This window comes from Oceanobacillus sp. J11TS1 (assembly GCF_018333215.1).
GTDB lineage: Bacteria > Bacillota > Bacilli > Bacillales > Amphibacillaceae > Oceanobacillus.
In genome coordinates this window covers 414,964-429,916 of the sequence record NZ_BORO01000001.1, presented here as the reverse complement: position 1 = coordinate 429,916, position 14,953 = coordinate 414,964, and the positions used below count along the sequence as shown (strand labels likewise).

The 14,953-nt window shown below is 37.7% G+C and carries 11 protein-coding genes, 1 other RNA gene and 1 other annotated feature; all 12 genes read right to left on the bottom strand.

Annotation, left to right across the window (positions count from 1 at the left end; translation table 11 throughout):
- Positions 1 to 2 precede the first annotated feature (2 nt).
- The 12 genes from ssrS to KI343_RS01945 all read right to left on the bottom strand — a co-directional run bounded on the left by ssrS (position 3) and on the right by KI343_RS01945 (position 14,927).
- Positions 3 to 184, bottom strand: a non-coding RNA gene (ssrS, locus tag KI343_RS02000) — 6S RNA.
- A 93-nt stretch (positions 185 to 277) separates the two neighbouring features.
- Complete coding sequence (gene gdhA, locus KI343_RS01995) at positions 278 to 1,657, bottom strand: NADP-specific glutamate dehydrogenase (protein WP_212924750.1); 1,380 nt, start codon at positions 1,655 to 1,657, stop codon at positions 278 to 280.
- Between the two features lie 164 nt (positions 1,658 to 1,821).
- On the bottom strand, positions 1,822 to 3,600 hold the full coding sequence (gene aspS, locus KI343_RS01990; protein WP_212924749.1) for an aspartate--tRNA ligase: 1,779 nt from the start codon (positions 3,598 to 3,600) through the stop codon (positions 1,822 to 1,824).
- Between the two features lie 3 nt (positions 3,601 to 3,603).
- Positions 3,604 to 4,887, bottom strand: a complete 1,284-nt coding sequence (gene hisS / locus KI343_RS01985) for a histidine--tRNA ligase (RefSeq protein WP_212924748.1) — start codon at positions 4,885 to 4,887, stop codon at positions 3,604 to 3,606.
- 113 nt (positions 4,888 to 5,000) lie between these two features.
- Positions 5,001 to 5,221 (bottom strand) — a binding site (T-box leader).
- A gap of 130 nt (positions 5,222 to 5,351) precedes the next feature.
- Positions 5,352 to 5,525, bottom strand: a complete 174-nt coding sequence (locus KI343_RS01980; RefSeq protein ID WP_212924747.1) for a hypothetical protein — start codon at positions 5,523 to 5,525, stop codon at positions 5,352 to 5,354.
- Between the two features lie 85 nt (positions 5,526 to 5,610).
- Complete coding sequence (gene dtd / locus KI343_RS01975) at positions 5,611 to 6,057, bottom strand: D-aminoacyl-tRNA deacylase (RefSeq protein WP_212924746.1); 447 nt, start codon at positions 6,055 to 6,057, stop codon at positions 5,611 to 5,613.
- Positions 6,058 to 6,069: 12 nt separating this feature from the next.
- Complete coding sequence (locus KI343_RS01970; RefSeq protein WP_212924745.1) at positions 6,070 to 8,265, bottom strand: RelA/SpoT family protein; 2,196 nt, start codon at positions 8,263 to 8,265, stop codon at positions 6,070 to 6,072.
- A 613-nt stretch (positions 8,266 to 8,878) separates the two neighbouring features.
- A complete protein-coding gene (locus tag KI343_RS01965; protein ID WP_212924744.1) occupies positions 8,879 to 9,391 on the bottom strand; it encodes an adenine phosphoribosyltransferase in 513 nt (170 codons plus the stop codon).
- The gene (gene recJ, locus KI343_RS01960; protein ID WP_212924743.1) at positions 9,381 to 11,690 is read right to left on the bottom strand and encodes a single-stranded-DNA-specific exonuclease RecJ; all 2,310 of its coding nucleotides are present in this window, start codon (positions 11,688 to 11,690) and stop codon (positions 9,381 to 9,383) included. The genes KI343_RS01965 and recJ overlap by 11 nt, the downstream gene beginning before the upstream one ends.
- An 80-nt stretch (positions 11,691 to 11,770) precedes the next feature.
- Positions 11,771 to 12,133 carry a LapA family protein gene (locus KI343_RS01955; RefSeq protein ID WP_212924742.1) on the bottom strand — a complete coding sequence of 121 codons (363 nt, stop codon included), beginning with the start codon at positions 12,131 to 12,133 and terminating at the stop codon, positions 11,771 to 11,773.
- A 203-nt stretch (positions 12,134 to 12,336) separates the two neighbouring features.
- On the bottom strand, positions 12,337 to 14,586 hold the full coding sequence (gene secDF / locus KI343_RS01950) for a protein translocase subunit SecDF (protein WP_212924810.1): 2,250 nt from the start codon (positions 14,584 to 14,586) through the stop codon (positions 12,337 to 12,339).
- 41 nt (positions 14,587 to 14,627) lie between these two features.
- Positions 14,628 to 14,927, bottom strand: a complete 300-nt coding sequence (locus KI343_RS01945) for a post-transcriptional regulator (RefSeq protein WP_212924741.1) — start codon at positions 14,925 to 14,927, stop codon at positions 14,628 to 14,630.
- Positions 14,928 to 14,953 lie beyond the last annotated feature (26 nt).

Here is a 14,953-nt window from a genome sequence, read left to right as displayed (position 1 = left end):
TTCGTAATCCCGATAGTGCCGTCAGACAATAAAGTTTTGATCCCGCTTTTGGCAGGTGGGTGTCCTGCTTTAAAGTTATTATGCTTCCTCGTTTAGGCACGCACGCACTTTAAAGACAAGCGGACTCCCTAACTTATAGGTGTTCGGTCAAAATACCAATTGCAGACGAACACATCAGGATTGTTTCGATTCATTTTTTATAATAATAGCATATATTCATACAAAATACAAACAATATATTCTGAAAAATCGAAATCAATCCATCTTAATTATAGCTTTAGATAATACCTTGTTCCACCATAGCATCTGCAACTTTTAAAAAGCCTGCAATATTAGACCCCGCAACAAGGTTCCCTGATCTACCGTATTCTTCAGCAGCGCGTACACTATTTTGGTAAATGTCACGCATAATATCTTGTAACTTCTTATCAACTTTTTCAAAGCTCCATGCAACACGGCTGCTGTTTTGGGCCATTTCTAATGCTGAAACAGCCACTCCGCCTGCATTTGCTGCTTTAGCCGGTGCAAAAAGAATATTATTATTTAAAAATTGATTGATTGCTGCTAAAGATGATGGCATGTTAGCACCCTCTCCTACTGCAATCACACCATTTTTAATTAATGTTTTTGCTGTTTCTTCGTCAATCTCATTTTGTGTAGCACACGGCAGAGCGATTTCGCATGGGATTTCCCAAACAGAGCCTTCTGCAACATACTCTGCATTTGGATAGGTTTCCAGGTACACATTAATACGTTCTCTATCCACTTCTTTAATTTGCTTCACTAATTCAACATCGATGCCATTTTTATCATAGATATATCCATTTGAATCACTGCATGCAACTACCTTTGCACCAAATTCAACTGCTTTTTCCATCGCGTATATGGACACATTACCTGATCCGGAAACAACAACCGTTTTACCAGAAATGTCCTGTCCGTTATCTTTCAACATTTCTTGTACAAAATATACAGTACCAAAACCAGTAGCTTCTTTACGGGCTAAACTACCTCCAAAATCCAGGCCTTTACCAGTTAGAACTCCTGGCGATACGGTACCTTTTATTTTTTTGTATTGTCCATAAAGATACCCAATTTCTCTTGCACCAACGCCAATATCTCCCGCAGGTACATCGGTGTCGGGTCCGATATGTCTAGATAATTCTGACATAAAACTTTGACAAAATCGCATAATTTCTAAATCTGATTTTCCTTTTGGATCAAAATCAGATCCGCCTTTTCCTCCGCCAATTGGTTGACCGGTCAAAGAGTTTTTAAAGATTTGTTCAAAACCTAAGAATTTAATAATACTTGCATTTACGGTTGGATGAAACCTGAGCCCGCCTTTATATGGTCCAATTGCATTGTTAAACTGAACACGATATCCGCGATTTACTTGAACACGTCCTTCATCATCAACCCAAGGAACACGGAAAGTGATTAAGCGTTCTGGTTCTACCAGTCTCTCCAAAATTCCTAATTTCATATATTTTGGGTGTTTTTCGAAAACAGGTTCTAAAGATTCGACAATTTCTTCTACTGCTTGTAAAAATTCTGTCTCGTGGCTATTTCTTTCCTTTAGTTGCTGATAGACACTTTGTACATATTCTTTTGGTGTTAGAGTATTTTGCTGTAATTTGTTTTCCATGGCTTTCATCATTCAGCTCCTTTAATTTTTCAACCGCTTTTTTTCAACCAGAAGTTTTTTTAATTTTATATGAAAAAACAATCAAACACAAGACTCATGAAGTTTCATCTGCTTGTGTTCGAATAACCAGATGCACGATATATGTCGAAAAATCGTGCATCTCATCATTTTTATTATTCTTTATTATCGTTTCTTTTTGCTAATGAAATCGACAATTCTTGCAATTGATCCCTACTTACTTCGCTAGGTGCTTCTGTCATTAAGTCCGAAGCAGATGCTGTTTTAGGAAATAGAATGGTATCACGAAGATTAGAACGTCCAGCAAGCAGCATAATGATCCGATCTAAACCAAGCGCAACTCCCCCATGTGGCGGAGCACCATATTCTAATGCATCCAGTAAGAAACCAAATTGTTCTTTCGCTTGCTCTTCTGTAAATCCGAGCGCTTTAAACATTTTATTTTGAAGATCTGTTTGATGGATACGGATAGAGCCTCCGCCAAGTTCATATCCATTTAGTACCAGGTCATACGCATTTGCGCGAACGTTCATTGGATCGGTTAATAATTTTTCCTTATCTGCCTCAATTGGTGAAGTAAAAGGGTGGTGTGCCGCAAAATAACGGCCTAACTCCTCATCATATTCGAAGAGCGGCCAGTCTGTCACCCATAAGAAGTTGAACGCTTCTTCGTCGATTAATTGTAACTCTTCTCCTAGCTTTAGGCGTAAAGCTCCTAAGCTATCATAGACAACCGATGTTTTATCAGCTACAAATAAGAGCAAATCTCCACTAGCCGCAGTCGCTTTATCTAGGATAGCTGCTTTTTCTTCGTCGGATAAGAATTTACTGATTGGTCCTTTAACCTCTTCTTCCTCTACTTTTAACCAAGCTAGCCCCTTAGCGCCATATATATTTACAAACTCTGTTAATTTATCAATATCTTTTCTAGAATAATGACTAGCAGCACCTTTCACATTTAATAATGCTACTTTTCCGCCATTCTCTACAGCTTGCTTAAATACTTTAAATCCAGAATCAGCTACAATATCTGAGACATGGATTAATTCTAATCCAAAACGCGTATCCGGCTTATCAGAACCAAAACGTTCCATTGCCTCATCATATGGCATCCGTTGTAGCGGCAAAGTGATATCGATTCCTTTTACCTCTTTTACTACTTCTTTCATCATTTCTTCTGTCATTGTCATTATTTCATCACTTGTTAAAAAGGATGTTTCAATATCAACTTGTGTAAATTCCGGCTGGCGATCCGCTCGCAAGTCTTCATCACGGAAACAACGGGCGATTTGGTAGTAACGTTCAAAGCCACTCATCATGATTAATTGTTTAAATAACTGCGGAGATTGCGGTAAAGCATAAAATTCACCTGGATGAACACGACTTGGGACAAGATAATCTCGTGCTCCTTCTGGCGTGCTTTTCGTTAAAATCGGTGTCTCCATTTCTAAAAATTCGTTTCGATTTAAGTAGTTCCGAATCGCTTGTGTGGTTTGATGTCGTAATTTAAATGTTTCTTGCAGCCCCGGGCGGCGTAAATCTAAATATCGATACTTCAGGCGAATGTCCTCTGAAATATTCACATCATCTTGAATCATAAATGGCGGATTTTTTGCTTTATTCAATACGTTAATGGAGCTTGCCAGCACTTCCAATTTACCTGTTGTAATAGAAGGATTGATAGTAGCTTCATCACGTAAGACAAGCTTGCCGACAACATCAATAACATATTCAGAACGAATGTTTTCTGCGATTTCTAGTGCTTCCTGTGAATAATCTGGATTAAAAACAATTTGAATAATGCCAGACTTGTCACGTAAGTCTATAAAGATGAGTCCACCGAGGTCACGGCGCTTTTGCACCCAACCTTTCAGCCTGACTTCTTTTTCGATTTCTGTTTCTATTAAGTGCTCAGCTAAAACACGTTCTGTCATTTTTTAATTCTCCTCCAATAACAACTCTTTAATTTTCGTAACAATGTGATGGATGGGAACTTCTGATTGATTTCCTGTCTCCATATTTTTAACTGTTACAGCTTCGTTCTCAAGTTCATCGTCGCCTAAAAAGATAACAAATTTTGCTTTCAGTCGATCTGCAGCTTTGAGCTGTCCTTTCATTTTTCGCTGTTGATAATCTTTATCTACTTGAACACCATTTACACGCAGTTGGTGAACAAGTTTTACTGTCTCTAAACGGACTTTTTCTGAACCAAATCCAGCTACAAAGCAATCTAATTGGGTATCAACAGGTATATCTATATTTTCTACTTGAAGCGCCATTAATAGACGCTCTAGTCCCATCCCAAAACCGATTCCTGGTGTATCCGGACCGCCAAACTCATTAATTAAGCCATCATATCTACCGCCGCCAGCTAATGTTGTAATAGCTCCAAAGCCATCTGCTTCACTCATAATTTCAAATGCTGTGTGGTTGTAATAATCTAATCCGCGAACTAAATTAGGGTCGACAGTGTAAGAAATGTTCATGGCATCTAGATAAGCTTTTACCTGCTCAAAATACGTTTGAGATTTTTCATTTAAATAAGTCAAAATAGATGGTGCTGTATTCATTGCCGGGTGATCACGGTCTTTTTTACAATCCAACACGCGCAATGGATTTTTATCTAAACGTGCTTGGCAATCTGAGCAAAGTTCCTCACGATGCGGATCAAAATGAGCTACAAGGGCATCTCGATGAGCTTTACGGCTTTCCTTATCACCTAATGAATTAATAACCAGTTTCAGTGATTTTAACCCTAATTGGCGATAAATTTGCATTGCCAAGTCAATGACTTCTGCATCAATTGCTGGGTCTTCGCTGCCCATTGCCTCGACACCAAACTGATTTAGTTGACGCATTCTTCCTTTTTGTGGACGTTCATAACGAAACATCGATCCAAAGTAATAGAGCTTTTCTGGTAAGTTCGGGCCACCATATAATTTATTTTCAACAAAAGCACGAGCTACAGCAGCTGTTCCCTCCGGTCGAAGTGTAAGACTTCTTCCTCCACGATCGTCGAATGTATACATTTCTTTTTGTACAATATCTGTGGAATCTCCAACTCCACGTTGGAATACCTCCGTGTGTTCAAAAATTGGCGTACGTATTTCATGATAATGATACGCATCACAAATCTCTTTAATTTGTTGCTCAACATATTGCCATTTTGCCGTATCTTCCGGCAAAATATCCATTGTTCCTCTAGGGGCTTTCATAGCCATCCTTATACCTCCTTTATTTATAAACAGCACGTTAATGAAGTACATATCCTAGGTTAGAAAATCCTAAAAGCTTTCTTCTATGCCAACACAAAAATCCCGTCCCTTATTAAAAAATAAGGGACGGGATTTTCCCGCGTTGCCACCCTAGTTGATATCAAAAAAGATATCCACCTTTATCAGTTAACGCCTGCAACACGTTTATATCTACTCTATATTTCGATATAAATCCTCAAGAATGTCTTTCATATAAGCCGGGTAGATAGTTGCTCTCAGCCATTGACAACTACTCTCTTACTACCGACACCTATACTACTTTTTCCATCAACGGTTTTATTCATGTAATTTTAAGAAACTTCTACGAATAACGTTCCTATCCTTGTGAACAGCGTAGAAGCCGCCACATCCTGAGAAAAACATTTTTGGAAGTGGAATGATTATAATAATAAGGTTAGTTCCTTACAATGTCAAGAACGATAAAGCTTTTTTTTCAATTTTTTAACCTCTTCTATAGATATTCCAAGCTCCGTAGCTAGCTCCAAATAGGTAGATGACTGTTCCATTTGTGTAAAATGATGAAAATCAATATTAAACAAATCTGAATGGTTATTTGCGTGATTGTGCTTGGTTTCACGATGCATAACTTAAATTCCCCTTTATTTATATTTAAGTTTTTATAGCATCTCCGCAAACTTCTAACCTTATCCTTACAATTTTATTCCTTACCTACCTATCTTTACTATCTAAAATGAGTGTGACAGGCCCATCATTTATCAGCTGCACATCCATCATAGCGCCAAACTTGCCTGTCTCTGTGGCAATTCCTTCCTCACGTAATGCTTTATTAAAAGAATCATATAAAGCTTTTGCTTCCTCAGGCTTAGCTGCTTTAATAAAACTTGGACGTCTGCCTTTTTTGGTATCTCCATATAACGTAAATTGTGATACAGATAAAATACTGCCTTCTACATCTTTAAGCGAATGATTCATTTTTCCACTTTCATCCTCAAATACACGTAAATGGACAATTTTATTCACAAGATATTTTACATCCTCTTCCGTATCATCATGCGTAACACCGACAAGCAAGAGGTATCCTTTTTCAATATCACTGATTTTTACTCCATCTACAGTGACAGAAGCTTCTTTTACTCGTTGTAATATTACCTTCATGAAAAACTCTCCTTATTGAACCGTTCTTGTAACAGTGTATACTTCACGAATTTGTTTAATACGATCAACTACTTTGCGCAAATGATTTGTATTATGAATTAAAATCGTTAATTGAATCACAGCCATTTTATTACGGTCGGATCTGCCGTTAACATGCGTAATATTTGTTTTTGTTTCATTAACAGCTTGTAATACTTCATTAAGCAAGCCGCGGCGATCGTATCCTGTAATTTCTAAATCAACATGATATTGTTTTCTCTCCGCATATTGATCTTTCCACTTTACATCTATATAACGCTGTTTTGCTTCTTCTGTCTGTACATTAGGACAATCCGCACGGTGCACGGATACGCCTCTGCCTTTCGTAATATATCCTAGGATTTGGTCACCAGGGACAGGATTACAACATTTCGCGATACGCACAAGTAGATTATCCACGCCAGCTACTTCAATTCCCGAATCTTTCTTAGAAGAAGATTTTGCTTTGTCTGTTTTTACTTCTTCAATCTTCGTCTCCAGGTCTTGGTTTACTTCCCTCGAATGGCGAATTTTCTCCGTTAACCTTGTCGCAATAAGTGCTGCAGTAATCCCCTGATAACCAACAGCAGCAAACATGTCGTCTTCATTGGTAAAATTAAATTTATCAAATACACGCTGTAAATTATCTGAATTTAATACTTCTTTTGGATCTATATCAAAAGCACGGATTTCTCTTTCAACCGCTTCTTTCCCTTTGGCTATATTTTCATCACGTTGCTGTTTTTTGAAAAACTGTTTTATCTTGCTTTTTGCTTGTGATGTTTGCACCATTTTCAGCCAATCCTGTGATGGACCATAGGAATGCTTTGATGTCATTACATCAACAATGTCGCCATTTTGCAGTTCATAATCTAATGGCTCCATTTTGCCATTTATCTTTGCCCCAATTGTCTTATTGCCGATCTCCGTATGAATTTTGTAGGCAAAGTCAATTGGAATCGAACCTGCTGGCAACTCAATAACTTCTCCTTTAGGCGTAAAAACATAAACCATATCGGAAAACAGGTCAATCTTCAATGATTCAATAAATTCTTCAGCGTCATGTGTTTCACTTTGCCACTCTAGAATTTCTCGGAACCATGATAATTTCTCTTCAAAAGAACTTTTTCCTTTTGCTTGTTTTCCTTCTTTATATGCCCAGTGTGCAGCAATTCCATACTCAGCGATGTCATGCATTTCCTTCGTACGAATTTGAACTTCTAATGGATCACCTTTAGGGCCAATAACAGTAGTGTGAAGCGATTGGTATAGATTTTGCTTTGGCATTGCTATATAATCTTTAAACCTTCCAGGCATCGGTTTCCAATTTGTATGAATAATACCTAATACAGCATAGCAATCTTTAATATTGTCGACCAAAATTCGAACAGCAAGCAGGTCATATATCTCATTAAATTGTTTCTTTTGTTTTACCATTTTTTGATAAATACTATATAGATGCTTTGGACGTCCAGAGATTTCTGCTTGAATGTTTACGGACTCTAACTCTTGAGATAAATCATTAATGACCCCTTGAATATAAAATTCTCGCTCCTCCCTTTTTTGCTTCATCAGCTGAACGATACGATAATATTGCTGGGGATTAAGATAACGCAATGCGGTATCCTCTAGCTCCCACTTTATTGTCGAAATTCCTAGCCGGTGTGCTAGCGGAGCAAAAATTTCCAAGGTTTCATTAGAAATACGACGTTGCTTTTCTGGGGGCAAATGCTTTAGCGTTCTCATATTATGCAATCTGTCGGCTAATTTAATCATAATGACTCGAATATCTCTCGCCATCGCTACAAACATTTTACGATGATTTTCAGCTTGCTGGGCCTCTTTGGTTTCATAGCGGATTTTCCCAAGCTTCGTTACTCCATCTACGAGTGCTGCTATTTCATAGTGAAATTCTTCTTCAATTTGTTCAAAAGTAATGTCCGTATCTTCAATAACATCATGAAGAAACCCAGCTGAGATTGTCTCTGCGTCCATCAATAAATCGGCTAATATTCCCGCAACTTGAACTGGATGAATAATATATGGTTCGCCAGATTTACGAAATTGATCTTTATGAGATTCTTTCGCAAATTCATAGGCATGTCCAATTAAAGCAACATCTTCATCAGATAAATATTCTTTTGCTTTTTCTTCAATATCTGTAATGCTGACATTTTCGTCTTTTGCCATGTAATCACCTTTATTTACCTTCTATAATTAAATAAACTATTTTATTAAAATACATTGGCTCTTCACCAAAATCTAAGGTTGATAAATTAAATTTGATAAATAGTGACCGCTACGACGGGTTATGATGGGGTGAGTAATCGCAACCCCAGAAAAATACTACGCTTTCCGTGGGCTTGTCCTCAGCCTCCTCGAAAAAGAAGACCACTTTTTCTGCGGGGTCTTCACACTGCGCATTCCCACAGGAGTCTCCGTATTTTTCCTCCGCTAGCTAGTTATCACTACCATATTTATTCATATATTCAACCATTGATTTTGGTGTTGACTCAATACATTTACTCATGTTTCTTTTCTGTTACTTGAAATGTTAATGTTGTACTTACTTGGTGTGAAAATAAGAATAGCAACAAGCGTGTTAAACTTGAAGCCAGCCATTAATTTAAATTCTCATAAATTTTTCCAGTTTAAAACCATTATTCGATAATAATTACTATTATAAGACTTTTTTTATCCTTCTGTCCAACTAAAACCTAATATAATCACAAAACAATTTATGTACATCTATAGAAAAAAAGAGTCAGCACAGTATTTGTCTCTGTTCGACTCTTTCTTCCTATTAGTAAGTCATTATTGTAAGCACATCATAGCCTTCTAATTTATCTTTTCCATCTAAATAACTAAGCTCTACTAAGAAAGCACACCCAACAACAATACCACCAAGCTGTTCTACTAAATTAATCGTTGCTTCTATGGTTCCTCCTGTTGCTAAAAGATCATCTGTAATGAGAACACGTTGTCCAGGCTTAATGGCATCTTTATGAATCGTTAATACATTCTTTCCATATTCTAAACCATAATCTACCTTAATTACTTCGCGTGGCAATTTCCCCTCCTTACGAACCGGTGCAAAACCAACCTCTAGCGCATAAGAAACAGGACAGCCTACAATAAATCCTCTTGCTTCAGGCCCCACAACAACATCAATTTCTTTCTCCTTAGCATAGGCAACAATTTCATCAACCGCCGATTTATAAGCTGGTCCATTAGCCATTAATGGTGTAATATCCTTAAAACGCACACCCTCTTTTGGCCAGTTCTCTACAATCTCAATATATTCTTTATAATCCATACACGACTTCCTCCCTAGCATTCACAGATGTATCCATATGTGATGCAAACCATTTTTTTAAGTCTTGATAATTCGAGTAAATTAGTATGCTTTCAGCTTCTTTTTGTTTGATGCAAGTTTGATAAATCTCCGATTCCGTTAAATCCTTTTTATTCGTTGCTTCCGTATAACGGATCCATCCATCTTTTTTTTCAGCAAAACTTAAATCTGCAAATACATCTGACATAAACGATACTTTCGCTTCATTCCATCCTCTATGCTGTTCAATTGCCTTTTGCATTTCAGCTAACCGGAACTGCTTATGTCGTTTGATTAAGCCATAATAGTCGACAAATTCCTTCCGAGAAGGGAATTGAAACGGGTAATTATTAGCAGCATGCCGTATCGCTACCACGATATTTTTAGGATTCATCTGTTTTATAATCTGTTTCACGTCATCAAGGTTATCAGGTAATTCTGTAAAACCGATCGTATGATAACAAGTTAAATCCATAGAAACAGCTTCTTCATAAGTAAACGTTGATATAGGCTCAACAGGCTGTATAGACTCTTTAGAGACAAAGACTTCCTTAATTGCATCAGGAAGCACTTGTTCCGCTTTTTTTCCGCGAAAATCAAATAACTGCCACTCCGTAATTTTCAAATCTTTTATCATCATCTGTGCGTTCCGTCTGCCATTCCACTCATTGATCGAAAGTTCTCCCGCAACAGATACTTTGGTGTGAGGAGAAATCGCATCTTTCAGCTCTCCAAATCCGAATCCTACCGTATCAACGTGTCCTTTAACAGATGTAAATTGCATTTTCAAATGATTTTTTTTACTACCGATTTGCCGGACTTCTTTTGGTACTTCTTTTATTTCAAATAGAGGTTTCGGATTTCCCATACCAAATGGAGCTAGCCTAGCTATCTCTTCAATTAATGAAACATCAATATCTTCAATATCTAATGTAGCATTAATATTTAATTCTTGCTTAAAATCTTCCTCTGATAATTCTTGTAAAAGTATATCGTTTAAAGCTGTTTCTAACGAATTTAAGTTTTCGATAGGTAACGTCATTCCAGCTGCCTGAGAATGTCCGCCAAAATGTGTAAACAGATCTCTGACTGTCATACACCCCTCAAACAAATCAAATGCAGGGATGCTTCTAGCCGATCCTTTTACAATACCTTGTTCTGGTTTCACTGCAAGCACAATTGCCGGACGATCAAATTTTTGAACTAATTTTGAAGCGACAATTCCTAGTACCCCTTCATTCCAACCTTCTTTTGCCACAATGATGATTCGTTTATCTGTCTGAACCATTTCCATGGCTTCTTCAACAATATCTTGGACAATTTTCTTGCGCCGATCATTGATAAGATTTAACTCATTTGCCATTTCAACAGCAACTTCATAATCCTCTTCTAATAATAAGTCAACTGCTAAATCAGCGCTGCCCAATCGTCCTACCGCATTTAAACGCGGACCAATTCGAAAACCAATATCTTCTTCTGTTATTATTTCATCGAGCTGACATACCTGTTTTAAAGCTTTTAACCCGATATGACTGGTACGTTGTAATTCTTTTAATCCAAATGTCGCTAATATCCGATTTTCAGATACCAGTGGAACTAAATCAGCAATAGTACCGATTGCAGTAAAAGGAAGCAATTCCTTAGGGAGCTCTCCGATTAAAGCCTCTGCCAGTTTTAATGAAACACCAACACCCGCAAGTTCTTTAAAAGAATAGTCCTTCGATACCTTTGGATGTATAATCGCATAACAATCCGGTAATTCTGCCTGGGGCTCATGGTGATCCGTAATAATTAAATCGATCCCGAGTTCTTTTGCTACTTCCGCTTCATGAACAGCTGCAATCCCTGTATCTACAGTAATAATTAACCCGAACCCCGCTTGATGAAGCTGCCGAAATGCTGATTCGTTGGGACCATATCCTTCTGTAAACCGATTTGGGATATAGTATTCACAATCTGCTTCTAATTTTTTTAATGCATGGAGTAAGATAACTGTAGAGCTTACGCCGTCAGCATCATAGTCACCATAAACAAGAATTTTTTCTTGATTTTCAGCTGCTTTCCGGATTCGTTCAACTGCTTTGTCCATTCCTTGCAATAAAAACGGATTAAATAAATCATCTAAATCTGGCTGCATAAATTGATTTGCTTCTTCCGTTGTGGTAATTCCCCGTTGTAAAAATAAATCTTTTACAACAGGCGACATCGCTAGTTCTATAGAGTCTCTTTCCTCCACAGGCGGATTATTTATATATTTCCAGTTTGCTTTACTTGATAGCATAAATTCACCCCTGACCTACTTATTATACAGGAGTAAGTCAGGGGCATCAAATAGATTCCCCGAATTATCGGTTATAGAAATTATTCTTTATTTGTTCTTTTTGCTTGTTTCGTTTCATGGCGCAATGCTCTTCTAGATTCTTTTTTGGATTGCTCTTCATCCAACCCATTTGTAATTCCATGCGCTTCCAAACGTTTCTTCAGGCGGTCGTTTTCTGTACGAAGTTTTTTAATCTCATTGTGCGCCCGATATAAGCGAATGGCTCCTACTGCTGCTGTAATTAATCCTCCCATTAAAACAGAGAAAAGAATGACGAGAATTAAGGGCGATTCCTGCGTCCAAAATAAATAATTAACTGCTACCGGGTCAACATTTATAACAGCAAAAACGGCAATAATAATTACAAAGATGATAGCGAGTATAACATAAATCTGTCCATTCATAGACTTTCCTCCATTCACATACGTTTTACTATAACCTTTACCCGATTAGGAAATTATTTAAGCGTACGAAGTAAAAAAGAGAGCTTCCAATAGACGAGATAGGTGAACCCCTAAGTCTGTTCTTCAAACTGTCTCAGGGTACCACCATGTTGAAAGCTCTCTTTTTCATGTTCTTTGTCACCTCTGTATAAAGTTTTTAACAATTATACTTGTGGACCGTCAACTCTTTCTTTTTTCCTGAAGTCAATTGGTTTATCCTTCACTGTTCTTCCTCTCCATACTAACCAAATTTGTGAAGCTAATAAGAGAGAAGAATATGTGCCGGCAACTAAGCCGATTAATAACGCAAAAGCAAATGTCCATATGGAAGTTGCTCCAAGTACCAGGAAGGCAACAACAGCAATAATAGTTGTGATAGAAGTATTCATTGTTCGCGTAAACGATTGAACGATACTTTTATTAACAACTTCTGCAAGTTTCCTAAAGGACTTCACCCGTTTTTCACGACGGATGTTTTCTCTAATCCTGTCAAAAATAACAAGTGTATTATTGAGTGAGTAACCAATGATTGTTAATATGGCCGCAACAATAGTAATATCAAATTCAAATTGCGTTATACTGAATGCCACTAACATAAAGAATACGTCATGCAGCAAAGCAATCACAGCTGTAATGCCAAAGAAGAATTCAAAACGAATGGCAATATATGCCACAATAAATATCGACGCTATCGCAACTGCATAAATCGCATTTTTAACAAGTTCTTGACCAACAATTGGCGATACAACACTCACACTAGGTTCTTGACCATATTTATCTACAAAGTGCTGTTGCAGCTTATCTACTTCCGCTTCATCAAGAACGGTGTCAAAGCGAACAACACCTATTTCGTTGTTTTCACCTGATAAATTCACAGAGCTTAATTCATAGCCTAGCGTTTCAAATTCCGCCTCCACTTCTTCTTCTGTCAGACTCTGATCAGCTACAACCTCTACTCGAGAACCACTTGTAAAATCAACCCCTGGGTTAATTTTGAAGATGCCAATGCTTATAGCTCCAATAACGACAAGCATTAAAGTAACTGTAAAGAATTTCTTGCGGTGATTTACAAAATTAACATGTTTGCCAAAGAGCGCAGGTTCACGTTCTTCCCCTTCTGCAATGTCTCTAATTTGATTCTTATTAACACCGAGCCAAGCCTTTCTTTTTTTCAAGAAGCCACTTTGAACCCATAGTGCCATTAATGCTCTAGCACCAAATACGGCAGTTACAAAACTAATTAAAATACTAATGATTAACATGGTTGCAAATCCTTTAACAGAACTTGTCCCAAATGCAAATAGTACACCAGCCGCAATTAACGTGGTTAAGTTCGCATCTAAAATAGTTACAAAGGAGCTTTTGTTTCCAGATTGGAAGGCTGCTTTCACAGATTTCCCAACGCGCAACTCCTCTTTAATACGTTCAAATGTGATGACATTCGCATCTACTGCCATACCGACCCCTAAAATCAGAGCGGCGATACCAGGCAATGTTAGTACACCGTTCAGTAATTCAAAAATTAAAACTACCAAGAATACATATACAAGTAAATTGATTGACGCGATAATACCGCTAAAGCGATAAAACACACATAGGTAAAGAATGATTAAAGCAATTCCAATCAATCCGGCAATAACAGTTTCATTTAATGCCTGTTCTCCAAATTGTGCACCTACAGATGTAGAGAATATTTCATTCATATGTACAGGCAGTGACCCAGAATTAATGATATCCGCCATTTGCTGTGCAGACTCCACTGTAAAATTACCCTCAATCATCACATTAGCTGAATGGATTGCCTGACTTACTGCTGGTGCGGAAACAAATTTGGGATCCTCTTTCATTTCTTCTTCAGCAAAGGAATCGTCATCCTGATAGTCCATCCAAATAACCAGGCGATTATCAGCCATTTGACTAATTTCCTCTGTAACCTCACCAAACTTAGAAGCGTCTTTTAATTGCAGGGTTACAATCGGTGCGTTTGTATTCGGGTTATAATCTTGCTTCGCGCTTCCCTCCACAATGTCTGATCCATCCAGATATTCTTGATCATTTACGTCTCTAAAAGACAATTGTGCAGAAGTGGATAATAACTCTCTCGCCTGCGCTTGATTCTCCACTCCTGCAAGCTGTACCCGGATCCGGTCATCCCCCTCGATATTAATGACTGCTTCACTAATACCCAGTCTATTTACCCGGTCATTCAGGGTTTGAACGGTTCCTTCCATCAAGCTTCTTGAAATGTCTTGGCTATCATCAATAGGCTCTACTTCATATAAAACCTCAAACCCCCCCTGCAAATCTAAGCCAAGATTCACATTACTTACTAGATTGCTAAACGTTGTTCCAATTACTCCTGCCAAAATTGCGATGACAAGAAAAAAGGCAACGATTCTGCCTCTTTTTTTCATCGTTTGCACTTCCTCCTTCATATAACAACCTTCTAAACGAATTATTTATCCGTTTGTGGTGAACTTCCTATTAGTGCTTCTATAGATGCTGCTAAGTCATCGTTTTCATAGGATTGAATAGTCAAATAGCTTAAAAAAACCGATGATTTTAAATGAAAAATATCTTGAACAATCTCATGTAACCTTTTTTCAGGTTCCCCATTCCAAACTTTTACACAAAGGCATTTCCAAACATCTTCTGGAGTTGCTTGTTCATAACCTAGCATACCTAGCTCTTCTTGCTTGCTTTTAAGTGCTGGATATATCATTTTTTTCCACTCTTCTACACGTTGACTGTTCATTTCATCCCACCATTTCTAACTGATTT

What these genes read in the sequence shown, in the direction of transcription:
- KI343_RS01945 (WP_212924741.1), bottom strand. Translation starts at nt 14,927, where the DNA reads ATGAACAGTCAACGTGTAGAAGAGTGGAAAAAAATGATATATCCAGCA.
- secDF (WP_212924810.1), bottom strand. Translation starts at nt 14,586, where the DNA reads ATGAAAAAAAGAGGCAGAATCGTTGCCTTTTTTCTTGTCATCGCAATT.
- KI343_RS01980 (WP_212924747.1), bottom strand. Translation starts at nt 5,525, where the DNA reads ATGCATCGTGAAACCAAGCACAATCACGCAAATAACCATTCAGATTTG.
- recJ (WP_212924743.1), bottom strand. Translation starts at nt 11,690, where the DNA reads ATGCTATCAAGTAAAGCAAACTGGAAATATATAAATAATCCGCCTGTG.
- KI343_RS01970 (WP_212924745.1), bottom strand. Translation starts at nt 8,265, where the DNA reads ATGGCAAAAGACGAAAATGTCAGCATTACAGATATTGAAGAAAAAGCA.
- aspS (WP_212924749.1), bottom strand. Translation starts at nt 3,600, where the DNA reads ATGACAGAACGTGTTTTAGCTGAGCACTTAATAGAAACAGAAATCGAA.
- hisS (WP_212924748.1), bottom strand. Translation starts at nt 4,887, where the DNA reads ATGGCTATGAAAGCCCCTAGAGGAACAATGGATATTTTGCCGGAAGAT.
- gdhA (WP_212924750.1), bottom strand. Translation starts at nt 1,657, where the DNA reads ATGAAAGCCATGGAAAACAAATTACAGCAAAATACTCTAACACCAAAA.
- dtd (WP_212924746.1), bottom strand. Translation starts at nt 6,057, where the DNA reads ATGAAGGTAATATTACAACGAGTAAAAGAAGCTTCTGTCACTGTAGAT.
- KI343_RS01955 (WP_212924742.1), bottom strand. Translation starts at nt 12,133, where the DNA reads ATGAATGGACAGATTTATGTTATACTCGCTATCATCTTTGTAATTATT.
- KI343_RS01965 (WP_212924744.1), bottom strand. Translation starts at nt 9,391, where the DNA reads ATGGATTATAAAGAATATATTGAGATTGTAGAGAACTGGCCAAAAGAG.